22 protein-coding genes are annotated in these 24,122 nt (G+C 60.4%); 9 read left to right on the forward strand and 13 right to left on the reverse strand.

Translation table 11 applies throughout. The features are described 5' to 3' along the window. Positions 1-2: 2 nt before the first annotated feature. The 5 genes from J3E64_RS11545 to rpsB form a co-directional block, all read right to left on the reverse strand. Entirely contained in the window at positions 3-743 is a 741-nt protein-coding gene (locus tag J3E64_RS11545; RefSeq protein ID WP_253342937.1) for an isoprenyl transferase, read from the reverse strand. A gap of 43 nt (positions 744-786) precedes the next feature. Further along, the gene (frr, locus tag J3E64_RS11550; RefSeq protein WP_253342939.1) at positions 787-1,344 is read right to left on the reverse strand and encodes a ribosome recycling factor; all 558 of its coding nucleotides are present in this window, start codon (positions 1,342-1,344) and stop codon (positions 787-789) included. A gap of 2 nt (positions 1,345-1,346) precedes the next feature. Continuing rightward, positions 1,347-2,072 carry a UMP kinase gene (gene pyrH / locus J3E64_RS11555; protein ID WP_253342941.1) on the reverse strand — a complete coding sequence of 242 codons (726 nt, stop codon included), beginning with the start codon at positions 2,070-2,072 and terminating at the stop codon, positions 1,347-1,349. Positions 2,073-2,624: 552 nt separating this feature from the next. Continuing rightward, positions 2,625-3,551, reverse strand: a complete 927-nt coding sequence (gene tsf, locus J3E64_RS11560) for a translation elongation factor Ts (protein WP_253342943.1) — start codon at positions 3,549-3,551, stop codon at positions 2,625-2,627. Between the two features lie 98 nt (positions 3,552-3,649). After that, positions 3,650-4,408: a 30S ribosomal protein S2 gene (rpsB, locus tag J3E64_RS11565; protein ID WP_253342946.1), complete on the reverse strand. Its 759-nt coding sequence runs from the start codon at positions 4,406-4,408 to the stop codon at positions 3,650-3,652. Positions 4,409-4,652: 244 nt separating this feature from the next. Between rpsB and J3E64_RS11570 the strand changes: the two genes are divergently transcribed. Next, positions 4,653-4,880 carry a hypothetical protein gene (locus J3E64_RS11570; protein ID WP_253342948.1) on the forward strand — a complete coding sequence of 76 codons (228 nt, stop codon included), beginning with the start codon at positions 4,653-4,655 and terminating at the stop codon, positions 4,878-4,880. 2 nt (positions 4,881-4,882) lie between these two features. On the opposite strand, the gene J3E64_RS11575 is transcribed toward J3E64_RS11570, so the two are convergent. Both J3E64_RS11575 and J3E64_RS11580 read right to left on the reverse strand, forming a co-directional pair. After that, a complete protein-coding gene (locus tag J3E64_RS11575; RefSeq protein ID WP_253342950.1) occupies positions 4,883-5,662 on the reverse strand; it encodes a phosphatidylcholine/phosphatidylserine synthase in 780 nt (259 codons plus the stop codon). Then, on the reverse strand, positions 5,659-6,393 hold the full coding sequence (locus J3E64_RS11580) for a phosphatidylserine decarboxylase (protein WP_253342952.1): 735 nt from the start codon (positions 6,391-6,393) through the stop codon (positions 5,659-5,661). The genes J3E64_RS11575 and J3E64_RS11580 overlap by 4 nt, the downstream gene beginning before the upstream one ends. Positions 6,394-6,551: 158 nt before the next feature. On the opposite strand from J3E64_RS11580, the gene J3E64_RS11585 reads away from it, so the two are divergent. Beyond that, positions 6,552-7,772 (forward strand): NADP-dependent isocitrate dehydrogenase, encoded by a 1,221-nt coding sequence (locus J3E64_RS11585; RefSeq protein ID WP_253342954.1) that lies wholly within the window; start codon positions 6,552-6,554, stop codon positions 7,770-7,772. 98 nt (positions 7,773-7,870) lie between these two features. Then, positions 7,871-9,484, forward strand: a complete 1,614-nt coding sequence (locus tag J3E64_RS11590) for a carbon-nitrogen hydrolase family protein (protein WP_253342956.1) — start codon at positions 7,871-7,873, stop codon at positions 9,482-9,484. Between the two features lie 6 nt (positions 9,485-9,490). Here J3E64_RS11590 and nagZ read toward each other — a convergent pair whose 3' ends face one another. From nagZ to J3E64_RS11610, 4 genes are all read right to left on the reverse strand, one after another. Continuing rightward, complete coding sequence (gene nagZ / locus J3E64_RS11595) at positions 9,491-10,504, reverse strand: beta-N-acetylhexosaminidase (RefSeq protein ID WP_253343029.1); 1,014 nt, start codon at positions 10,502-10,504, stop codon at positions 9,491-9,493. A gap of 88 nt (positions 10,505-10,592) precedes the next feature. Beyond that, positions 10,593-11,309, reverse strand: a complete 717-nt coding sequence (locus J3E64_RS11600) for an SPOR domain-containing protein (RefSeq protein WP_253342958.1) — start codon at positions 11,307-11,309, stop codon at positions 10,593-10,595. A gap of 82 nt (positions 11,310-11,391) precedes the next feature. After that, positions 11,392-13,119 (reverse strand): arginine--tRNA ligase, encoded by a 1,728-nt coding sequence (gene argS / locus J3E64_RS11605; protein ID WP_253342960.1) that lies wholly within the window; start codon positions 13,117-13,119, stop codon positions 11,392-11,394. Positions 13,120-13,230: 111 nt separating this feature from the next. Next, positions 13,231-13,839 carry a hypothetical protein gene (locus J3E64_RS11610; protein ID WP_253343031.1) on the reverse strand — a complete coding sequence of 203 codons (609 nt, stop codon included), beginning with the start codon at positions 13,837-13,839 and terminating at the stop codon, positions 13,231-13,233. Positions 13,840-13,994: 155 nt separating this feature from the next. Between J3E64_RS11610 and ispH the strand changes: the two genes are divergently transcribed. Genes ispH through rnhA form a run of 3 tightly spaced genes read left to right on the forward strand, consistent with a single transcriptional unit; the run spans position 13,995 to position 16,378 of the window. Continuing rightward, positions 13,995-14,954, forward strand: coding sequence for a 4-hydroxy-3-methylbut-2-enyl diphosphate reductase (gene ispH / locus J3E64_RS11615; RefSeq protein WP_253342962.1), 960 nt, complete (start codon positions 13,995-13,997; stop codon positions 14,952-14,954). A gap of 3 nt (positions 14,955-14,957) precedes the next feature. Continuing rightward, entirely contained in the window at positions 14,958-15,935 is a 978-nt protein-coding gene (gene thrB / locus J3E64_RS11620; protein ID WP_253342964.1) for a homoserine kinase, read from the forward strand. Beyond that, on the forward strand, positions 15,932-16,378 hold the full coding sequence (gene rnhA / locus J3E64_RS11625; protein ID WP_253342966.1) for a ribonuclease HI: 447 nt from the start codon (positions 15,932-15,934) through the stop codon (positions 16,376-16,378). Before thrB ends, rnhA begins: the two co-directional genes overlap by 4 nt. Before the next feature lie 16 nt (positions 16,379-16,394). Here the strand turns inward: rnhA and J3E64_RS11630 are convergent, their stop codons facing one another. Further along, a complete protein-coding gene (locus J3E64_RS11630) occupies positions 16,395-17,312 on the reverse strand; it encodes a hypothetical protein (protein ID WP_253342969.1) in 918 nt (305 codons plus the stop codon). 224 nt (positions 17,313-17,536) lie between these two features. Here J3E64_RS11630 and J3E64_RS11635 point away from each other — a divergent pair, with 224 nt between their 5' ends. The 3 genes from J3E64_RS11635 (at position 17,537) to J3E64_RS11645 (ending at position 20,548) form a co-directional block, all read left to right on the forward strand. Continuing rightward, the gene (locus J3E64_RS11635) at positions 17,537-18,631 is read left to right on the forward strand and encodes a GSCFA domain-containing protein (protein ID WP_253342971.1); all 1,095 of its coding nucleotides are present in this window, start codon (positions 17,537-17,539) and stop codon (positions 18,629-18,631) included. Then, a complete protein-coding gene (locus J3E64_RS11640) occupies positions 18,628-19,326 on the forward strand; it encodes a hypothetical protein (protein WP_253342973.1) in 699 nt (232 codons plus the stop codon). The genes J3E64_RS11635 and J3E64_RS11640 overlap by 4 nt, the downstream gene beginning before the upstream one ends. A gap of 94 nt (positions 19,327-19,420) precedes the next feature. Next, positions 19,421-20,548, forward strand: a complete 1,128-nt coding sequence (locus J3E64_RS11645) for a hypothetical protein (RefSeq protein WP_253342976.1) — start codon at positions 19,421-19,423, stop codon at positions 20,546-20,548. Between the two features lie 101 nt (positions 20,549-20,649). Here J3E64_RS11645 and J3E64_RS11650 read toward each other — a convergent pair whose 3' ends face one another. Further along, entirely contained in the window at positions 20,650-23,958 is a 3,309-nt protein-coding gene (locus J3E64_RS11650) for a glycosyltransferase (protein ID WP_253342978.1), read from the reverse strand. Between the last annotated feature and the right edge of the window lie 164 nt (positions 23,959-24,122).

Here is a 24,122-nt window from a genome sequence, read left to right on the forward strand (position 1 = left end):
GGTCAAAGCCCGCCGAACCGGCGGTCCCTCATTCGGAAGGCATCCAGCGCCTTCGCCAGCGCGCGCTCGTCGAAATCGGGCCACAACATGTCGGTGAAGTAGAGTTCGGCGTAGGCGGCTTGCCACAGCATGAAATTGCTGAGCCTCTGTTCACCCGATGTGCGGATCAACAGGTCGAGCGGCGGCAGATCGGCGGTATCCAAAGCGGCGTCGATATGTTCGACGCCAATCTCGTTCGGATCGATCCGGCCCGCGGCGGCCTTTTCCGCCAGGTGCCGCGCCGCACGCAACATTTCATCCTGGGCACCATAGTTAAGCGCGATGGCGATGATCGGGCCGCTGTTTGCGGCGGTGCGGGTCACGGCGCGTTCGATCAGGTCGACAAGGGACGGCTCCAGCGCCCGATAGTCGCCGATCACCCGCAAGCGTACGCCATTGGCATGGAATTCGTCCAGATCGGCCTGGATGAAATGACGCAGCAGACCCATCAGGTCGGCAATCTCGTTCGCCGGCCGTTTCCAATTCTCTGAGGAGAAGGCGTAGAGCGTCAGGCATTCCAGCCCCAGATCCCTTGCCGCCCGCGCTACCCGGCGTACCGCCTCCACACCCGCGCGGTGGCCCGCGATACGCGGCAACAGGCGCTTCTTGGCCCAACGGCCATTGCCATCCATGATGATGGCGACATGGCGCGCGCCATGCGCGGGCGAAGCATTGGTCAGATCGGGCTGGGCTTGGCTGGCCATCGGATAGGAATGCGTGCTTTGGCCGCGAAAGGAAAGCCCCGGCTTACTGGCCGAGGATTTCCTTTTCCTTCGCGCTTGCCGCAGCGTCGATATCGGCGATGGTGCTGTCCGTCAGCTTCTGGACCTCGTTTTCCAGCCGCTTGCGCTCATCCTCGCTGATTTCGCCCTTTTTCTCATCGGTCTTCAGGCTGTCCATGCCGTCGCGGCGAACATTGCGCACCGCGACACGCGCGCCTTCGGCATATTTGCTGGCAAGCTTGGCCAGTTCCTTGCGCCGTTCCTCGGTCAGGTCGGGGATCGGCAAGCGCAGGGTCTGGCCATCGACGATCGGGTTGAGGCCAAGGCCCGCCGAGCGGATCGCCTTGTCGCAGGGGCCGACATTGCCCTTGTCCCATACCTGCACCGACAGCATGCGCGGTTCGGGCGCCGACACGGTCGCGACCTGATTGAGGGGCATATGCGCGCCATAGACCTCGACCGTCACGGGGTCGAGCAACTGAATATTGGCGCGTCCGGTGCGCAGCCCGGTCAGGTCGCCCTTCAGCGATTCAAGGGCACCGGCCATGCGGCGTTCCAAATCGGATTTATCATATTGGGCCATGGTCAGTTCTCCTGATTTTGCACGATCGTTGCCACACCCTGTCCCGCCAGCACCTTTGCCAGATTGCCGGTTTCGCGAATGTTGAAAACGACGATGGGAATATTATTCTCGCGGCACAGCGCGATCGCGCTGGCGTCCATGACTTTCAAATTGTCGTTGAGCACCCGATCGAAGCCGATCTCGTCATAGCGGACTGCTTCTGGCACCTTCTTGGGATCGGCATCGTAAATGCCATCGACGCTGGTCCCCTTGAACAAGGCATCGCAGCTCATTTCAGCCGCGCGTAATGCCGCCGTGGTATCGGTCGTGAAAAATGGGCTGCCGGTGCCCGCCGCGAAGATGACGATCCGCCCCTTTTCCATATGCCGCACCGCCTTGCGCCGGATATAGGGTTCGCAGACGGAGGCCATCGGGATCGCCGACTGCACGCGCGTGTCATAACCCAGCTTTTCCAGCGCATTCTGCACCGCCAAAGCGTTCATCACGGTGGCGAGCATGCCCATATAATCGGCGCTCGCGCGGTCAAAGCCGGCCGCCGCGCCGGCAAGGCCGCGGAAGATGTTGCCGCCGCCGACGACGACGCAGAGTTCGAAGCCGGCATCCTTGGCCGCCGCGATCTCGCCCGCGACGCGGGCAACGGTTTCCGGCTCGATGCCGAACTGCCCCTGCCCCATCAACACTTCACCCGACAATTTCAGCAATATGCGCTTGAAGGCAGGCCGGGTCATGGGCGTTAAAACATCCTTGGTGGGAGGGGAAGCGGCCGGGACATTAGTCGGGCATGGTCGCAAAGCCAAGCGGCGTTTGCATCCCAGCGCACACGGGACCCGTTGCACAAGGGAAACGGGGAGGAAACACCGGACTTCATGGCTGGCCAGGCGAAATCCCGACACCCGGTCGCGTCAGTCCATGGGCCTGGCTTCGCGACCGTCATCCCTGCACGGTGGCAGAGACGGCGGCCTGTCGCCCATTGGCGGGCTCTGACCATGCACGCCAACGGGCCGTATCTCCCATAGGGAGAGAGGCCCTGTGGTTGCTGTCGGGCGCGTCGAACCTTTTACCTTCGTAGGCCGCCAGTTCTTCGAGCGAGAGGCCCGCATCATATTGCCGTTGGCCTGCGCGATGAGGCCGTGCGCATAATGGACGCTCCGCCGCATCGTCCCTGCCGAGCCGGAAGACCTGGCCGATTTCATTGTGAAAGAACGGACGAGCCGCGCACGATTCACGAAAAAGGGCGCCCCGCAGGACGCCCTTTCTGCCTTACCTGTCATAGCGCGCAATCAGACGCCGGCAGCCGCAGCCACTTCCGCAGCGAAGTCGCTGACTTCCTTCTCGATGCCTTCGCCGAGCTGGAAGCGGACATAATTCTTCAGTGTGATCGACGCACCGGCATCCTTCGCGGCCTTGGCAACGACATCTGCAACCGGAGTCTTGTTGTCCATCACGAACAGCTGCGACAGCAGGGCCTGTTCCTTGGCGAACTTGGCAACCGCGCCGTCGACCATCTTGGCGACGATCTCGGCGGGCTTGCCCGATTCGGCAGCCTTTTCGGCAGCAATCGCCCGCTCACGCTCGAGCAGCGCCGGATCGATGTCGGCGGCCGACAGCGCCAGCGGGAAAGCGGCGGCGATATGCATGGCGAGCTGCTTGCCCAGCGGCTCCAGCACATCGGCGGGCGCATTGCCTTCCAGCGCGACCAGCACGCCGATCTTGCCGAGACCCGGCGCCGCGGCGTTGTGGACATAGGGGACGACGACGCCTTCGGTCACTTCGACATGGCCGACGCGGCGGACATTCTGGTTTTCACCGATAGTCGCGATGTTCGACACCAGCTTTTCGGCAACGGTGCCTCCCGACGGATAGGCCGCGTTCGACAGCGATTCGGCGTCAACGGCACCGGTTTCCAGTGCCACGGCCGAAACCGTCCGGACGAAATCCTGGAACTGATCATTTTTAGCGACGAAATCGGTTTCGCTGTTCACTTCGACGGCCACGCCCTTCGTGCCGGCGACTACGACGCCGACCAGACCTTCGGCGGCGGTACGGCTCGACTTCTTCTGCGCGGCGGCCAGACCCTTGGCGCGCAGCCAGTCGGTCGCGGCCTCGATGTCGCCATTGGCTTCCGTAAGCGCCTTCTTGCAATCCATCATGCCGGCGCCCGAACGGTCGCGCAGTTCCTTGACGGCGGCAGCGGTAATCTCAGCCATGTTGAGGCTCCTAGTCTTGGATGTTTCAAATATGCGGCAGGGCGCGGTCCGGTGGAGCGCGCCCTAGCCTGTCATTCTTGCAGTTCGAAGACCGCGGATCAGGCCTGCGCGGCGATCTCTTCGGCTTCGGGTTCGTCCAGCGCGCCGATATCGACGCCGGCAGCTTCCTGCGCACCACGGTTGCCCTTGGTGGCGGCGGCGGCAATGGCGTCGCAGTAGAGGCGGATGGCACGGCTGGCATCGTCATTCGCCGGGACCGGGAAGGCGATGCCGTCGGGCGACACGTTCGAATCGAGGATCGCAACGACCGGGATGCCCAGCGTGTTGGCTTCCTTGATCGCCAGTTCTTCCTTGTTCGCGTCGATCACGAACATGACGTCAGGAATGCCGCCCATGTCACGGATACCGCCCAGCGAAAGCTCCAGCTTCTCGCGCTCGCGCGTCATCTGAAGCACTTCCTTCTTGGTGAAGCCGTGGGTATCGCCCGACAGCTTCTCTTCCAGGGTCTTCAGACGCTTGATCGAACCGGAAATCGTCTTCCAGTTGGTGAGCATCCCGCCCAGCCAGCGGTGGTTGACGAAGTGCTGGCCGGACTTGCGCGCCGCATCGGCGATCGGTTCCTGCGCCTGACGCTTCGTGCCCACGAACAGCACCTTGCCGCCGGCGGCAACCGTAGCCGAGACGAAATCGAGCGCGCGCGCGAACAGCGGCACGGTCTGCGACAGGTCAAGAATGTGGATGCCGTTGCGATCACCGTAGATATACGGCTTCATCCGCGGGTTCCAGCGGTGGGTCTGGTGGCCGAAATGCGCGCCGGCCTCGATCAATTGGTGCAGGGTGACGACAGGGGCCGCCATAATTCATTCTCCTTCCGGTTACACCTCTGGGAATCAGGAACCGGGGATCACCCCGCGGCACCGGATATGTCGATTCCCATGTGGAATGGCCGGCGCCTTAACCGCAGAAAAGTTCAAGCGCAAGGGTTGACGTGTCGTCAAAATGAGAACATAACACGAACAAACGGAACAAATACGGTTTCCCGCAGTTTGCACCGTTTATGTGAGACATGCCGTGCAAATGGCAAGACGGAAAGTGATGATCATGTTCGCTTTTATCGCAGCAGCTCTTTTCGGTTCGGCATTCCTGCTCGCTATGGGCACCATAGGATGGATGCTGGTCGTGTATCGGGACAAGATGGCGGCCGCCTTGTTGTTCGAGCCGATTCCGGAACATCCCCCCGTATATAATTTGCGCGTGCGCCGGACCCGCCCCTCCCAGGCATGCCGGCCGATGTCGGTCGCGCCGATCGCACGGGCGGCTGCGGCTTGACGTCAGGCCGGCAAGTCGGCCTCCTTCTGCTTGCGAACCTTGGCGTAGGACATCACCCCGAACGGGATGAGCGCAAGATAGCCGACGCAAAGAATGAGGAGCGTCAGCCAAGGGTCGGTGAACAACACGGCCGCGAGCAAGCCCGCCACCGCGATCGCTTCCAGACGAATGCGCCGGCGTAGCCGAAGCGCCGACCAGCTATAGGTGGCGATGCTGGAAATCATCAGGAACGCGGTGAAGGCGACCCACGGCGCCACCACATACCATGCGCGGAATATCTCCTCGCCTGTCACCAGCCACAAATAGAGTGGCACGAAAGCGAGTCCTGCCCCCGCCGGCGCCGGCACCCCCGTCAGGAATCCGGCGGATTTGTGCGGCTGAACAGTGACATCTATGTTCGCATTGAACCGCGCCAGCCGCAAAGCGCATGACAAGGCGTGCGCCAGCGCGAAAATCCATCCGAATTTCGGCATGGTTTGAAGCGACCAGAGATAAAGGATCAGGGCCGGGGCGACGCCAAAGGCAATCGAATCGGACAGCGAATCCAGTTCAGCCCCGAAGCGGCTTTCGCCCCGCAGCAGCCTCGCGATTCTGCCGTCCAGGCCATCGAGCACGCCCGCGAAAAGGATGGACAGGACCGCCCGCTCCCATTCGCCGGTGATACCGTACCGCACGCCGGTCAACCCGAAACAGAGCGCCATCGCCGTGACTGCGTTGGGCGCCAGCATGCGCAAGGTGATGCCGCGTCGCAGGCCCCGGGGAATGGTGCGCCGCCGCCTCATTGCTGGATGCCGCCGATCACCCGTGTATCGCCGATCTGTCCCAGGATGGTTTCGCCGGCCACGGTCCGCTGCCCCAGCACGACGCGCGGCGCAGCCTGGGCAGGCAGGTAGACGTCGACCCGGCTGCCGAACCGGATCAGACCGATGCGCTGCCCAGCAGCGACCATGTCCCCCGGCTTCACGAACGGCACGATGCGCCGCGCCACCAGACCCGCGATCTGCGTGAACCCGATTCGCAGTCCGTCGTGGCGCTCGACCAGTATGTGCTGGCGCTCATTATCCTCACTCGCCTTGTCGAGATCGGCATTGAGGAACTTGCCGGAAATATACACTACCTGCCTGATCGTTCCGCCGATTGGCGTGCGATTGATATGCACGTCGAAGACACTCATGAAGATCGAGACGCGGATCATCGGCTGATCGCCCAGCCCGTCGGCTCCCGCCATTTCCCGGGGCGGCGGCACGCGCTGGATGAGCGTGACCAAGCCGTCGGCCGGTGCGACGATCGCGCCGTCGTCCTGCGGCACCGCGCGCACCGGATCGCGGAAAAAGGCGAATACCCAGATGGTGACCATCAGCATCAGCCATCCGGGAATTTCCCATCCCACCAGAAACAGCAACGCCGTGATCGCCACGGCGATCAGACCGAACTTCATCCCCTCCGGGTGAACCGAAGGAAACCGCCATTTTACGTTGCCGCCGGCGGCTATCGTGATTTCATCATTCTCCATAGGGCACCGTCTTAGGGGGAGACCTTAGCCCTGACAACGACCCATCCCCCCTAATGGTGCCGTGGGATCATATTGGCGCGCCTGGGCGGTTGAACATTCGGCGCGCTTTGCCTAGGGCGTTCGGCATATTCCACCCAAGGCAGAAAGCGAAGACGCGCATGGCGAAGATCAAGGTGAAAAACCCCGTCGTGGAGATCGACGGCGATGAAATGACCCGGATCATCTGGGAATGGATCCGTGAACGCCTGATCCTCCCCTATCTGGACGTCGACCTGAAATATTATGATCTTTCGGTCCAGAAGCGCGACGAAACCAACGACCAGATCACCATCGATTCCGCCAATGCAATCCGGGAATATGGCGTCGGCGTGAAGTGTGCGACGATCACGCCCGACGAAGCGCGCGTCGAGGAATTCGATCTGAAGCAGATGTGGAAGTCGCCCAACGGCACCATCCGCAACATTCTGGGCGGCGTCGTCTTCCGCGAGCCCATCGTCATCCGCAACGTTCCGCGCCTGGTGCCCGGCTGGACCGATCCGATCGTGGTCGGCCGCCATGCCTTTGGCGACCAGTATCGCGCGACCGATTTCAAGGTGCCCGGCGCGGGCAAGCTGCGCCTGGTGTTCGAGGGCGAGGACGGCCAGGTCATCGACAAGGAAGTGTTCAATTTCCCGGGCGCCGGCGTCGCGATGGGCATGTATAATCTGGACGAATCGATCCGTGACTTCGCGAAGGCTAGCATGAACTATGCGCTGGATCGCGGATGGCCGCTGTACCTGTCGACCAAGAACACCATCCTCAAGGCCTATGACGGCCGTTTCAAGGATCTGTTCCAGGAAGTCTTCGACGCCGAATTCGCGGACAAGTTCAAGGCCGCCGGCATCGTCTACGAACATCGTCTGATCGATGACATGGTCGCCTCCGCGCTCAAGTGGAGCGGCAAGTTCGTCTGGGCCTGCAAGAATTATGACGGCGACGTCCAGTCGGATACGGTCGCGCAGGGCTTCGGTTCGCTCGGTCTCATGACCTCTGTCCTGATGTCGCCCGACGGCAAGACCGTGGAAGCGGAAGCCGCGCACGGCACCGTGACCCGTCATTATCGCCAGCACCAGCAGGGCAAGGCGACATCGACCAATCCGATCGCATCGATCTTCGCCTGGACCCAGGGTCTGTCGTTCCGCGGCAAGTTCGACGACACGCCCGAGGTGACCAAGTTCGCCGAAACGCTCGAGAAGGTCTGCATCCAGACCGTCGAGAACGGCGCGATGACAAAGGATCTGGCGCTGCTGATCGGCCCGGATCAGGCCTGGATGACCACCGAGCAGTTTTTCGAGGCGATCCGTGCCAATCTGGAAACCGAAATGGGCAAATGGAACTGATCCAGCCTAGCACGGTTTCAATACGATAACGGAACGAGGCGGCGCCGGCATCCCGGCGCCGCCTTTTTCATGGCCGAGCCAAGGACGGGAGACAGAATGTGACCACCACCGCCAGAAAACGTCTGGAGGTTCGAGCCGCCGTCCCCGGTGACGTGCGCGGCATTCAACGGCTGATCACGCGGGCTTACCCAGGCATGCCGACCTATTCGCTGGCCACCATCCGGGGCCAGATCAACAATTTCCCGCGCGGGTGCTTCATCGCGCTCTATGACGACAAGGTCGTGGGATACTGTGCGACGATGCGGGTCAGCAAGGCGATGGCCTTCGCCAAGCATGACTGGGACGAGATTACCGCAAACGGCTTCGGAACGCGGCACAGCGCGGCGGGCGAATGGCTTTACGGCTATGAAATGGCCGTCGATCCCAAATTGCGTGGGTTGCGGATCGGCCAGCGCCTTTATGACGAGCGCAAGGAACTGGCCGAGGAACTGGACCTGCATGGCATCGTGATTGCGGGCCGAATGCCCGGCTACGCGCGCGCGCGGCGGCGAGTTGCAGGGCCGCAGGACTATCTCGACAAATGCGTGGCCGGCCGACTGCGCGATCAGGTCATCAGTTTTCAACTGAAAAACCAGTTCGAACCGCTTGGCGTGCTGGAAAATTATCTGCCCGAGGACAAGCAATCGGACGGACATGCGGCGCATCTGGTCTGGCGCAATCCCTATGTAAATCCGGACGAAGCGCCGGAAATGCGCGTCCCGCGCGGTGTGGAGAGCGTCCGCCTGGCCACCTGCCAGCTACAGGCCCGCGCGGTGTCCGACTTCGAGGAATTTGTACGCAACATCGAATATTTCGTTGATGTCGCTGCCGATTATCGGTCCGATTTCATCATATTCCCCGAACTTTTTACCCTGCCCCTTCTTTCTTACGAGACCAAGAAGCTTACCCCGATCGAGGCGATCGACACGCTGACATCCTATACGCCCCGCCTTACCAAGGAATTGGGGCGTATGGCGTTGGAATATAATATCAACATCATCGGCGGCTCTCACCCCACGCGTGCCGACGACGGCGACATCCAGAATATCGCCTATGTCGCGTTGCGCGACGGCAGCATCCACACGCAGGAAAAGATTCACCCGACGCCCAATGAAGCCTTCTGGTGGAACATCAAGGGCGGAGATTCTCTGGATGTTATCCAGACCGACTGCGGACCGATCGGCGTTCTCATCTGCTATGACAGCGAATTTCCCGAACTGGCCCGGCGGCTGGTAGACCAGGGCGCGCGGATCATCTTCGTCCCCTTCTGTACCGATTCGCGCCTGGGCTATCTGCGCGTGCGCTACTGCGCGCAGGCCCGCGCGATCGAAAATCAATGCTATGTCGTCATGTCGGGCAATGTCGGCAACCTGCCCAATGTCGACAATATGGACATCCAATATGCCCAGAGCGCCATTCTGACGCCCTGTGACCTGCCCTTCGCTCGGGACGGGATCGCTGCCGAATCCACCGAGAATGTGGAAACATTGACGATGGCCGACGTGAACCTTGCCGACCTTAGCTGGGCCCGTGCGGAGGGCACGGTTCGCAATCTGCGCGACCGCCGGTTCGATCTCTATCATATCGAATGGGACAGCAGCCCCGATCACGGTCACGCGCCCAGCGGCGGCCCCGTTCCCGCCGGAGGGCACAATGCGCCGGGCGGCGGCTAGAGCGGATCAGGCGAGGACAGGTTCCAGCAACCGGTCGCGCGTTGCGATCAGTTCTGACAGCGGGGGTTGATCACGTCCGCGCGTAACGCTCGCAATCGCTCGATCGAGCCGCTTGCGGGAAAGGTCGCCGATGTCAGGCAACGCCTGCGCTATGCCGGTCATGTCGTCCATCCTGCCGAAGCAGTTGAGCGCCAGGTCGCAGCCCGCAGCAACGACGCCGGCGGCCAGATCGGGAATGCTGCCTTTCAGCGCCTTCATGTCCAGATCGTCCGACATCAACAGTCCGTCAAAGCCGATCCGCCGACGGATGATTTCACCGATCACCATCGGCGAAAGCGTGGCGGGCCGGGCCGCGTCCCATTCGGTATAGACGACGTGCGCAGTCATGCCGATAGGCGCGTCGCGGAGCGTGCGAAACGGCGCAATGTCGATTTCCAGCGCGTTCAGATCGGCATCCACCACGGGCAGTTCCATATGGCTGTCCACCAACGCACGACCATGGCCCGGTATGTGCTTGGCGATGCCGACCACCCCGCCTTCGGCAAGACCGGCAAGAACGGCACGGCCCAGGGCTGCGACCCGCATGGGTTCGCTCCCCAGCGTCCGGTCGCCCATGATGTCGCTCGCCCCTTCCTGCCGCACGTCAAGCAGGGGGAGCGCATCCACGGTGATGCCAACTTCGGCCAGCGTGACCGCGATGGCCCGCGCATTGGCGTGCGCCGCAGCGATCGCGCTCGACGGCGCGACATCGTAAAGGCGATCGAACATGGCGCCCGCCGGAAATGCCGGCCATTCCGGCGGCTGCATCCGGGCGACACGCCCCCCCTCCTGATCGATCATGATCAACAGGTCGTCGCGGCCATGCAGGCTGCGCAGCATATCGGTCAACCGGCGAAGCTGGTTCCGGTCGACGATGTTGCGCTTGAACAGAATATAGCCGGCCGGTTCCGCCTCAGCAAAAAAGGCGCGTTCGTCGGAGGACAGGGTTTCGCCGGCAAGGCCGAAGATAACGGGCTTCATCGCCGCCATGCTAGCGGCCTGCGCCGCGCCTGTCGAAGGTCAAATGCCGGCCGGATCAAAGTGAGCGGCAAGAGCCGATGCCTTCATGTCAATTGACGACGATGCAACTTTCGCCTGCGACCTTCAGCTTGCCACAGATCGTTCCGGCCTGCGCACCCGCCGTCGCGCGGAGACGATACAGCGTGTTGCCCCCGACCTCGACGGGCTGAACCGACATGGTCAATGGCGCCAGATAGGCAAAACGCCTGGCCAGCTTGTCCCAGGCATCCTTGGCGCCCGAAGCACTGGCATAGGCACCGAGCTGGATCATCGGACCGCCGGTAGGCGCCTTGGGCGCGGCCTCGGACTTTTCAGTGGTTTCGTCGGCCACCGGAGCGTTGACACGCGGCGCGGCGCGGGCAGGCACGTCAGGCTTGCGCGCCGCCGCGGTGGTGCCCGTGACGGGCGCTTCGGGCACACGGTTGAGGTCGATCTTGCCATCGCGGGCCACCCCTTCGCTGGCAGCGAAGCTCGCGTCGCCCTCCCCTTCGAACTTGCGGGCGTCGGCCTCATTGGCGGCCACCTTGTAGTCGCCTGCCGGCGCCTCGATCAGAACACCTTCCTCGTTCCGGTCCGAAACGTCGCGGTTCTGAAGCCACCATATGCCACCGACCGCCGCACCCACCAGAACCAGGCCGAGCAGGATGAGACCGAGCAGGCGCAGCGGGGATATGCGCTCCTCCGCCTCGTCCTCCATCGCCGGCTCCAGCCAGGGCAGCCGATCCTCGTCATCCAGTTCCAGTCCGCCGCGGGCATAATCGGCCATCGTCACGCTTCTCCGCCTTCAACGCATTCCTGGGTCGGTCGAAAGACCCGATAATGTGGGAAAATGCGAATCCCTTGTTCCGTCACTGCATCTCAGTCAGTGCGACCACGCCCATCAAGGCAAGGCCGTTGCTGATAATCTGCCCTATTCCCTGCGCAAGGAAAAGACGGGTGGAGGTGGTTGCAGGATCATCCGCCAGGATAACCCGCGCGCGGGGATCGTCATTGCCCATGTTCCACCAGCCATGAAAAGCTGATGCCAAGTCGTTGAGGTAAAAGGCTATACGATGCGGTTCGCGCATTTGCGCGGCGCCTTCGACGACCCTGGGAAACTGTGCCGCCAGCTTGACGAGACCCAGTTCCGCCGTCCCAAGAAGGGACAGGTCCGGAGCGGGAAGAACGATTCCCGCTTCCTCCGCCCGGCGTCCGAGCGAGGAAATGCGCGCATGGGCATATTGGACGTAAAAGACGGGGTTGTCTTTCGACGCTTCCACCACCTTGGCGAAATCGAAATCCATCTGCGCGTCCGCCTTGCGCGTCAGCATGGTAAAGCGGACCACATCCTTGCCCACTTCACGCACCACATCCGCCAGCGTGACGAAATTGCCGGCACGCTTGGACATCTTCACCGGCTCGCCATCGCGCAGCAGACGGACCATCTGGATCAACTTCACGTCGAAACGGGCCTTGCCCTCCGTCAGCGCCGCGACGGCGGCCTGGATGCGCTTGACCGTACCGGCATGATCCGCGCCCCAGATGTCGATCAGCTGGTCGGCAGCCTGCGCCTTCTGGAAATGATAGGCCATGTCCGCGCCGAAATAGGTCCAACTGCCGTTCGACTTCTTGATCGGCCGGTCTTGATCGTCGCCGAACTTGGTCGAGCGGAACAGCGGCAGCTCCACCGGCTCCCAGTCGTCGGGTAACTCGCCCTTGGGCGCTTCGAGCACGCCGTCATAGACGAGGCCATGCGCGCGCAGCCAGGCTTCGGCCTCATCAGGTTTTCCAGCCGCCTGCAATTCGGCCTCGGACGAGAAGATGTCGTGATGAATGCCGAGCAGCGCCAGATCGCTGCGGATCATGTCCATCATCCGTGCAACCGCGAAGGTGCGGAACAGCACCAGCCAGTCGCTCTCCGGCGCGCCGATGAAGCGGTCGCCATATTCCTGCGCGAGCGCCTGCCCCACCGGGACCAGATAATCGCCGGGATAGAGGCCCTCGGGAATCTCGCCCACATCCTCGCCCAGCGCTTCGCGGTAGCGCAAATGCGCCGAACGCGCGAGCACGTCGACCTGGCCGCCCGCATCATTGATATAATATTCGCGAACGACCTTGTGCCCGGCATATTCCAGCAACGTGGCGAGCGCGTCGCCCACCACGGCGCCGCGACAATGGCCCATGTGCATGGGTCCCGTCGGATTGGCGGACACATATTCGACGTTGACGGTTATGCCCTGCCCCAGATCGGACCGCCCATAATCGGTCGCCTCGGCGTGGATCGCCGCCAGTTCGGCACGCCAGGTCGCATCGGTCAGCGTCAGGTTGATGAAGCCGGGGCCTGCGATTGTCGTGCTTTCGACCTCGTCGAGCGACTGTAGCTTGCCTGCGATCGCCTCGGCCAGCGCCCGGGGGTTGGTTCCGGCGGGCTTGGCCAATACCATTGCGGCGTTGGTGGCCAGGTCGCCATGCGACACATCGCGCGGCGGCTCGACGGTCACCGCCTTGCGGTTGAGCCCTGCGGGCAGCACGCCGTCTGCCTCCAGTGCGTCCAGCACTGTATCGAGATGAGCGGTAAAACGGGTGTAAAGAGACAAGGCACGAACTTTCCTGCGGGGTCCGTCGTCGCCGATATTGCCGAAATGCTGCTCTTTTCTAGTCAAGGGCAGGGCTTCGACAGCTCGGCCCGAACGGAAATAGGGCTGGCTTTAACGGGTCGCGTTATATCGAAGCTGGTCCTGGGTCAGGTTGAAACCCACGAGCAGTTCGAAACTGGTGCGCTGCAATGCCGCCTTCACGTCGGGCTGGGCAAAGGGATCGATCGCGGCATCCGCATCGCCCGCCTTGCGCTTTTGCGTGATCTTGGCCTGAATGTCGGCGGGCAGCGTTGCCGCGCTCTTGTTGACATAGGATCCCGCCTTGCCCTGCGCGCTTGCCCGATAGGCGCCGGGCGCAAAATTCAGCGTAACTTGCCCGATCCGCTTGGCGACAACGGCGCTACCGCCCTGCACCACGGCCGAGAAATAGGGCAACGTGACCTGCCGCGCCGCGCTCGCGTCGCTGCGACGGGCGTTCACCGTGAAGCTTGCTTCGGTGTAGAATTGATCCCCGTCCACGCAGGTCGAACGCAGGTCGGTGATATTCGCCACCACGTCGATCGCCGAAGCGTCGGTGCTGTTGGCCGGGCTGAACAGCGTGATGTCCCCCGTCTGCGCGGGAATCGCCGCCGTTGGGCAAGCCGAGCGCACGGCGACGATGCCGCCGGTAGGATCAATCTCACCCCGGCGGGAGCAACCGGCAAGAGCGAGAGCCAGCATTCCGGTCAGGGCAATTCGACACAATGTCACGGGCAGATTTTCCTTGGCATGGCCTCAAGGCCGAAAGCTTTGCGCTTCCTTATCCATCCCCCGGCCCGCGCGCAACCGCAAGCAAGCCGCTTTCCTCGCGGCGCACATTCGCCTAAGCGGCGAGCATGACCGAAGCGCCCGCCAGCCTGCCCGCCATCACCCTGCTGATCGCCGCTCCGCGCGGCTTTTGCGCCGGGGTCGACCGCGCAATCGTCATCGTCGAAAGGGCGATCGAGAAATATGGCGCTCCGGTCTATGTCCGGCACGAAATCGTCCATAACAAATTCGTCGTCGACAGTTTGAAGGCAAAGGGCGCAGTATTCGTCGAGGAACTCGATCAGGTTCCGGATGGCGTTCCGGTCGTCTTTTCTGCCCATGGCGTTCCCAAAGCCGTGCCGGCCAAGGCGGAATCGCGGGGGCTCGATTATCTGGATGCTACCTGCCCGCTGGTCAGCAAGGTTCATCGCCAAGCCGAACGCCAGGTCGAAGCAGGCCGGCACATCCTGTTCATCGGGCACCGGGGCCATCCGGAGGTCGTCGGCACGTTCGGGCAAGTGCCGAGCGGCACGATGACCCTGATCGAAACAGTCGAGGATGCCGAGGCATTTTCGCCTGCCGACCCCGACGGCCTTGCCTTCCTGACACAAACCACCCTGTCGGTGGACGATACCGCCGCGATCGTTGCGGCGCTCCAGCGCCGGTTTCCGGCAATCACCGCGCCGAAAGGCGAGGATATCTGCTATGCGACATCCAATCGGCAAACCGCCGTCAAGGCCATCGCCGCGCAGTGCGACGCTGTCTATGTGATCGGCGCGCCCAACAGTTCAAATTCGCTTCGATTGGTCGAAGTGTCGGAGCGTGAAGGGACTCCGGCCCGGCTTATCCAGCGGGCTGACGAGATTGATTTCGAATGGCTCGCGACCGTCAGGACGCTGGGACTCACCGCCGGCGCATCCGCGCCGGAGATATTGGTGCGCGAAGTCGTCACCCGAATCGGCGAACGCTACCAGGTCGAGGAACGGCAGGTTGAAACCGCGCGCGAAACGATCGCTTTCAAACTGCCCCGCGGGCTGGAAACACGCTGAACCATGGCCGTATACACCCATGTTCCCGCCGAGGAGATCGACGCGTTTCTCGCCCGGTATGACGCCGGACGCCTCATCTCGGCCAAGGGCATTGCCGAGGGGGTCGAGAACAGCAACTACTTGCTGGAAACGACAGGATCCGAGGGCAAAGGCCATCGGTATATCCTGACCTTATATGAAAAGCGCGTGGACGAGTCCGACCTGCCGTTCTTCATGGACCTGCTGGATCATCTGGGCGCGCGCGGCTGCCGCGTGCCACGCTTCATCGCCGACCGCAACGGTCGACGCCTGCAACAGCTGGCGGGACGCCCCGCCTGCCTTATCGAGTTTCTGACCGGGATTTCGGTAACCGAGCCAACGCCGGGGCAGGCCCGTGCCGCGGGGGTTGCGCTGGGCGAACTGCACAAGGCGGCGAGGGGTTTCCCCGGCGAGCGAGGCAATGCGCTGGACAAGGATGGCTGGCACGAACTGGCCGGAAAATGCGGGGACGATTTTGACCGGATCGCGCCCGGTCTCGCGCGGCGCGTTGTCGACGAACTGGCCTTCCTGGATGCCAATTGGCCGGTCGACCTGCCGCGCTCGGTGATCCATGCCGACCTGTTTCCGGACAATGTCCTGATGCTGGGCGAGGAGGTGACGGGGCTCATCGACTTTTATTTCAGTTGCGTCGATGTCCGCGCCTATGATCTGGCAGTCACGCACAGCGCCTGGTGTTTCAGTCATGACGGTTCGACCTGGTTCCCGGACCGTGGCGCGGCGTTGGGCGCCGGTTATGCCCAAGCGCACGGCCTTGGCGATGCCGAGCGTGCCGTCTTCCCGGTCCTGTGCCGGGGTGCGGCGCTGCGTTTCCTGCTCACCCGCGCTTATGACTGGATCAATACGCCCGCCGATGCACTGGTGACACGCAAGGACCCCCTCGCCTATTTGCGGCGGCTCGACTTCTATGCCGGTGCGAACCCGTCGGAATTGTTGGGCGCATGACGGATCTGCCCCAGGTCGAGATTTTCACCGATGGCGCCTGCAAGGGCAATCCTGGCCCAGGCGGCTGGGGCGCGGTGCTTCGCTTTGGCGACCGGGAAAAGGAAATTTCGGGCGGCGAGGCACAGACCACCAACAACCGCATGGAAATGATGGCAGCGCTTCAGGCACTCGACGCGTTGAAGAAGCCATGCAGCGTCACGCTTCATACCGACAGCAAATATGTGATGGACGGCATCACCAAATGGATATTCGGCTGGCAACGAAACGGTTGGCGAACGGCAGACCGGAAGCCGGTAAAGAATGCTGAACTCTGGCAATTGCTGGTCAAGGCGGCGGCCCGTCACGAGATTCGCTGGCAATGGGTGAAGGGCCATGCCGGGCATCCTGAAAATGAGCGCGCCGACGCGCTCGCCTGCGCAGCGGCGGAACGGTTCCGCCGCTAGCGCGCCTGACAGGTTTTCAGCGATCGACGCGAATATCGTCGAAATATACCGTCTGATGGCCTTTGGGATCGGCGGAGCGATAACTTCCCAGTTCGAAACCCATTTGCGGGCTGACCGCGTAGACGGCCGGATTGAAACCCCACGCAACGCTATGGTCGAACTTCTTCTGGTCGTTCATCCAGAATCCCACCCGTCCAACCATCTCCCCACGTCGATCCATCGACTGAAGAACGAAGGAAAAGGTGTTCCAGGCGCCTTTTCGGACTTCACCGCGATACAGAACGCCCTTGTCCCTCTTGTCGAAATAATAGAGATTTTCGGCCTGAGGATTTCGGACTGCGATGATGAATTCCTCAACATCGGGCGATTTATTCCTGCGACGCGACGTGGGTACTATACGCAATGACAGAACAGGACCGCCCGGATTGACATCTTTCACTTTGCTGGCGCGCCCGCTCACCTTGGGCTGCAATATCTGGAAATGGATCATTTGATGGACCGGTGTATCGTATTGGTCATCAAGCTTCATGGAAAAGCGGACAGTGGTCGGCTTGTTATCGCCAATCCTGATCCGTCCCGGCTCCCCCCCAGGCAGCGGCTTATAGTGGGACCAGAAACTGTACATGATCTTGTTCTTTGCCGCCCCCCGCGCGCTCGGGTCGATCGATATACGCAGGCAACGGGGCGGTGAATGGCAGCCTTGGGTCACTATTTCGGGCCGATCCGCTGCTTTGGTGCCCTTGTCGATGGTCGCGTTGAAGGTCAGGTTGCTCCGCGCGTCCACAATCGCGCTGGAGCCAGCCGCCTTCATGCCCTGCCCGTCGTCGAAATCGACGGACAGGAGTTGCCTTGGTTCAGATACGGCTGCACCCGCCAAAAACGCCGTCGCCGCGAAGGCCACGCCCCATTTCAACCGCGCCATCGCACCGCTCATGTCATCATACTCCTGTACGCATGTTCTGCGCAAATCCGTAACAACCTCAAACGCGTTACGATCCTTGCCTTCGCCATTCTCATGATCGTGCACGCATGCACCGCGTCTGAACGGGATCGCGGTTTGCATTCCTGCCTCGATCCGATATGCTCCAATGCAGTGCAACAAAGTGAAGAATGGAAGCTTCACTTGCGGTCAGGGGCTCAGCGGGGAACATAGGATTCATGGCGACCAAATTGAAAATACAGGAAAAATCTTCCAGCAATCCTTATGGAGATCTGCCTGGAAAGGCCTTCTGGCGTCCTGCTGTCGCTGATCGCTCGATGTTCGATATCGATGAACTATGGACACCCAAATTCAGGATTGCACCCAAAGCCCCAGTTGCCACATTCGGATCATGCTTTGCACAGCATATCGGCAATGCACTGAAAAACCGCCACTTCAACTGGCTGATGGCTGAAACCCCGCCGCCCGGCATGAGCGAGGAAGGTGCGAAACTATATAATTACAACGTCTTTTCGGCCCGCACAGCCAATATCTATACGACTTCGCTGTTGCGGCAATGGACCAGTTGGGCTTTGGGGCATGGTAGCCCCCCGGACGAATATTGGCGCAAGGGCGAACGCTATTATGATCCTTTCCGACCGGCGATCGAACCAAACGGATTTGAATCGCTGGCGGAAATGCGGCAATCGCGCGAGGAAGTGATAAAGGCCTTTCGCGCTTGCATCGAAAACGCGCATTTCTTCGTTTTCACGCTGGGGTTGACCGAAAGCTGGTTCAACCGACATGAAGGGTATGAATATCCCATGTGCCCCGGGACGGTTGCCGGCGAATTCGACGAAAATGCCCATGAATTCCGCAATCAGGGTTTCGAGGAAGTACGTTCGGCCCTGATGGACGCCATCCGCATGATGCGACAGGCCAATCCGAAATTGCGGTTCATTCTCACCGTTTCTCCGGTGCCACTGACTGCGACCAAATCGGACAAACATGTACTGGTCGCCACTATGTATTCCAAATCAGTTTTGAGAGCCGTCGCGGGGCAGGTGGCGATGAATCACAAGTTGGTGGATTATTTCCCTTCCTATGAAATCATTAACAGTGCGGTGTTCAAAGGAAGCTTCTTCGAACCGAATATGCGTGGCGTGAACAAACGTGGTGTGGATTTGGTGATGGACCATTTCTTTCAGGGCTTGGTCCATAAATTTGGAGATTATTTCACTGCCTCCAGGCGCAAGGCTGCGGTAGTTCGCAGCAAAAAGCTGGAGGAGGTCTGTGAGGAAGAGTTGCTCGGAGCTTTTGGAGCAGCCCGATGAGAATTGCTGTCATCGGAAATAGCCATATCGGGTCGCTCAAACGCGGTGCTGCAATGCTACCTATTGACGAGATCGAGCATGACCTCGTCTTCTTCGGCGCTCGTAGCCATAGCCTGAGAGAGTTGGTCGTGGAGGGCCGTGCCCTTGTGCCGACCAGCGAAATCGTTGCCAATGCGATCGCGTTCACCTCGGGCGGCGAAATGAAAATCGATGTGGACCACTATGATGCGTTTCTGCTGTACGGAATGGAAGCGCGGCCCTTCCTTCCGCCCGAGGACCACTTCTATTCCAGTGCCGTGATTGCGCGCACCTTGAAGGATCTGTTTGAGGGCACCCTGTCACATGCGACGCTGCTGAAATTGCGCGCCATTACGGACAAGCCGATATATCTCGGACATAATCCCATGAAGGCGGCACCGCGCACGTCAGGTTCACAAAGCACCAAGCCTTACGAGCGAGGTTTGACCATGCTCAACGACGCCATCTATAGTCCGATGGGAGCGGCACTGTTGCCACAGCCGCTGGAAACGGTCGTCAATGGTAACGCCAGCAATATTATCTATTCGCAGGGATCCAAGAGCCTAGCGATCGGGGATGGTCATGACGACGCTCTGCACCCCGACATGGACCTCAATCACATGAATGATGAATTTGGCAGCATGTGGTTGAGAGATTGGTTTGCCAAACTGGCCTGACCTTTGGTGAGCGGAGCAAAGCTGCCCACGAGCATTTTGCAACGAGGGCGGCTTTGCTCTACCACATTGATACGCGACAATGGAGACTAGATCTTTGGCGAAATTCATCGTGCATATCGGAGACGGCAAATGCGGTAGTTCCGCCATGCAAGCCGCAATGTTCGACGCACGCACAACACTTAAGGAACAGGGGTTCCTCTACAAGTCGCATCATCGGACCAGCGGAAATTTCTGCCTCGGCACGCTGCTAGGGAAGTCGACCAGAGGTAATAACGCACGACAACGCGAATTCGCGCTGCAGACCATAGCCCAGCTTTCTGCCGAACTGGATGACGTCGATTATGTACTCGTATCCTCCGAAGCGTTCCTAACGCTGGACCCGGAGGAAGTGGTCGAAATCTTGCAGATGATCACTTTGGACATCGAACGCATCGACGTGATTGCCTATGTTCGTGATCCGCTGGGCATGTATCTGTCGCTGGCACAGCAATCCATTAAAGCTAGCTATCGTTTCCCGCGCCCGGACACATATGTCCGCCCGCTGGACCGCTTTTTGGATAAATTCCAAAGCTACCCGATGATAGACAGTGTAACGGTCCGAATGTTTGACCGGTCGCAATTGGTCAAGGCCAATGCTGTCGCAGATTTTGAACATGTAATATGTGAATTGACGGGCAAGGAAGGCCTTGGCCTGGAGCATATCAACGAAAACACGTCGCTTTCGAGCGAACAGATGGTTGTACTACAAGATTATCGCGCAAAATTTTGTCGCGATATTGACGGTAAGGCGGCGCCCGGGAGTTCGCGACTCATCGACTTCATGATGACAATGAACGAAAATGGACTTGTCGGTAACAAGCCAACCCTGTCATCGGATGCCGCAGCATTGGTCGCGCAGGGGAATGCCGATATCATAGACCGCCTCAACCGACTGTATGGGTTTACTTTGCGCTGCGACCGGCCTGAGGTCGGCAGCATTCCAGCCGAACGTAGCTGGTCACATATTTCCAACATATTGACCGACGTGCAGCCCGGTTATGTTCATCATATCAAAATGCTCGTTCCGGCGTTTAATCCTGCTTTGGAAGCAGGTGATATGGAAAAGGGCTTGAAGTCGATGCACAAGCTTATCGAACTGGAACCGAGCAAAGCGGAGGCGATAGAGCGTGCAACGAAAATCTATTGGACCACCGAATCCATAGCGGGACTGGTCTCGTCATAACCAATTCATTCTATTATTATTAATTTAAATAAAGAAGCCGGCAAATGCCGGCTTCTTTATTATCTTCTATCGGGTGATCGGGCCAGCCTCGACCCGCACCTCTACATGGAAGATTGTGCTTCGATCTTCGCGCGCCAGCACGCGATTCCCGCCTCTTCAAGTTCGGGACGGTCGATCTGATATTCGCTCACGACGAAGCCGTCTTTACCATAGTGGCGGACATCATCGCCCGGGAACGCATCGCGCCAGCGTGCCGCATAGCTATACCGGTTGTGGATGATGAAGCGCCCCCTACCCTTGGTGCGCCCTTCATGGTGGATCACCGTGGCGCCCGCGACATATTCGAACACGTCTTCCCCGTGACCGACGCGATAGCACAGGTCGATATCTTCCTGCCCGTTGATGAAGATAGGATCGAACCCCTGGACTTCGGCGAAATCGGTTGCCCGCATCGCAAAGCAGGCGCCGGTGATCGCGCGGAAGCGGCGATTTTCCGCAACCAGCGGAGAATCCGCCGCTTCATCGACATAAATGGGATAGCCGAGCGGCGTCTTGCCGGAAAAGACCACGCCAACGCATTGGACGCGGCCATCGGGATAGAGGAGCTTGGGCTGGGCGCCCTTCACTTCGGGATTTTTTAGCGGCGCGAGAAGCGGCGTCAGCCAATCGCCCTGCACTTCCGTGTCATTGTTCAGGAATACCAGCCGCGCGCCATTAGAGGCTGCAAAACCGACATTGTTCCCGAGCGAGAAGTTCAGATTGTCGAAATTGTGGATCACCTTGATCCGGCCGTCCCGTTCCGCCCAGCTGTCGAGCAGCCCGGACGTTTCCTCGTCGCTGCCATTATTGACCATGATGATCTCGATCTTCTCGCTCCCGCAATTGCGGACGAGTGCGTTGAGGCATTTGTTGGTCAGCGAATATTGATTGTAGACGCACACGATGATCGAGACGAGGTCCGGGTCGCGCTGTGGAGCCCGTCCGCGCAGCGTGTGCCAGTCGATGATCATCTGCTGGAAGGACAGGAAGCGCCGCTCCGGACCGCAACGATATTTGTTGTCGTCAACCGGTTCTCCCACCGGCGCGCCCCGCCAGGCGGGCAGTGCCGGGACGGGCGCGTCCTCATAAGCCTTGGCGGACAAAGCGCGCAACGCCTTCATGCGCCCCGATCCGAACGCCGCCTTCACCTTTCGCGCATAGTCGGGATGGCGCTGGTGCACGATTTCCATCGCGGTTTTGATCAGCCCATCCTTTTCGCTGCCGAAACTGGCGGTGCGCTGGTGAAACACATAGGCGTGCGGAGAAATGAAATTCTTCCAGCCCGCCTTGATCGTGCGCATGCAGAAATCATTTTCCTCGCCATAGCCGCGGGGAAAGGTCTCCTCATCGAACAGGCCGATATGGTCCATCAGGTCACGGCGGACATACATGCAGAAGCCGTTACCGGTCGGCACGTCGATCGGATCGGATTCCCGAGTGAAGGCGATGACCCGCTTCGCCCATTCGTCATGCGACATCCCTTCGGGAATCGGGTTCACGACATTGGCCGTCGGGAAGGAAAAGGCGCCCGAATTGTCGCCCATCGCGGTCACGGTCCCTGTTTTGGGCGTACCGAACGCGACCTTCTGCATCCCTTCGATCCAGCCGTCATGGACGATGGTATCGCTGTTGAGCAGCAATATGTCGTCGTCGCCGGCCCATTTGATACCGCGATTGATGGTGCGCGTATAACCCATATTCTGAGGGTTCACGAGCAGATGGAAACCGGGATTGCGGGCGAAACGGTCGAGCAACGGCTGGACGCGGGCATCGCTGCTGCCATCGTTGATCATCAACACCCGGTTGCGCGTCAGATCGGTGCGGGCCAGCACGGAATTGAGGCAGCGCTCCACCGCTTCAGGCGCATTATAAACCGGAACGATGATGGTCAGCCGCCTGTTGTCATCGATGCGCAGGCCGACTTCCTCCGCAAGAATCGCAGACAGCGCGTGCCGCAAATTGTTGCGAAGCACGACGGGCGAAAATTGCCGCAATATCTTGAGGCGGCCGGCCTCGCCCATCGTCGCGATAAGGCCCGGATCCTTGCACAGCTTGTTCACGCGGGCCAACACCGCCTCGACATCCTTGTAGCCGACAAGGAAACCCGTTTCGTTGTCGTCGATCAGTTCAGGCACCGCGCCCCAGCGATAACCGATCACCGGCCGCCGGGCGGCCTGCGCCTCCGCCACAGTCCGGCCGAAGGATTCGGCGAAATGCGACAGTGCCATTATGACATTGACCTGCGCCATGGCTTCGGCCGGACTCTCGGCATAGCCGGCAAATTCCAGGTTGGACGGAACGCCGGCTTCCTTGAGCTCGGCGATGTAGGCGTTCTCGGGACCAATCACGCGGAAACGCGCGCTGGGCACCAGGTTTTCCGCGCGCCGCGCGACTTCCACAAAATCGGCGATCCCCTTCTTGGGGATGTTCGAACTGACAATACCGAAGACGACATGTTCGCCGACAATATTAGGCATGTCGAGCGAATCGACCTTCGCGACATTGGGCACGTGGAAGCTGCGCCGGCTGTCCGCGAACAATTTCTGCGTCGCGGCGGAATTGGCGATCACATAATCCGTTTGTGACAGGATACGATCGATGATGCCCTGCGCATCCATACCCATCCGATCGCACAGATGCTGATCATGATCGATCAGTTCGCGCGCGTGAATGGCCGTCAGGCGGCCAGCCCGGCGCGCGGCGATCAAGGGATCTACCAAGACGATCGTATTGCAATAAACCAGGCTGATATTGCACTGTTCAATAACGTAGGTGAAATCTTCGATGGAGATTTCATCCGGCTTTCTGTTCTTCGACCACTGATAATAAGGAAAAGAAAACAGGCCGCACGACTTTTTACGCAACAGCTCGATATACTCCGGATTACCCTCCTGCGGAACAGCAATATAGACGTTTATCTTCAGTTGCGCGAGCGCCTCAAGCATGTCGATGAAACTGCGCTCACCGCCGAACATCTGCTGGTTGACCTCATGCGCGCACAGCAGCACCGAAGGAAGGGAATCGACGACACGTACATCGCCCGGCCGCCACGCCAACGGGTCGGAAGCCCTGCGGCGAGGCGCGATCTTGCGGCCTTCGCGCCGTCCGCTCTTGGCGTAATGGGTCAGCGGATTGATGCCCGCCTCACCCACGTCAGGATTGACTTCCAGATATGCCGCGGTGCTGAAATGCGGCGACGGATTCCGTTCAAGCCTGGCCCCTAGCCACAAGTAATGCTCTACCGGATCCATTTGCAGCATGCGAACATCAGGATAAGTTCGAAGATACCACTCTTCGTCGAACAGACCCGATTCCTTGATACGTGCGACATCCTCAGCGGACACCGCCCCCGCCAACTTCACATTCTGCACCAACTTCCCCTCATATCCGCAATCTGATCCGCAACGGTCAGTCGACCGCCATGCCTTAAGCCTCTCCCTCGGCCTATGGCCTTTGCTGCAATCCTTACGAAAGCCAGTCCTTAATCATTTCTTGGACCATTCCAGCCTGACTCCCGGCGCCGCACAAAGCAAGT

The sequence above is a fragment of the Sphingobium sp. OAS761 genome (genome assembly GCF_024168485.1).
GTDB lineage: Bacteria > Pseudomonadota > Alphaproteobacteria > Sphingomonadales > Sphingomonadaceae > Sphingobium.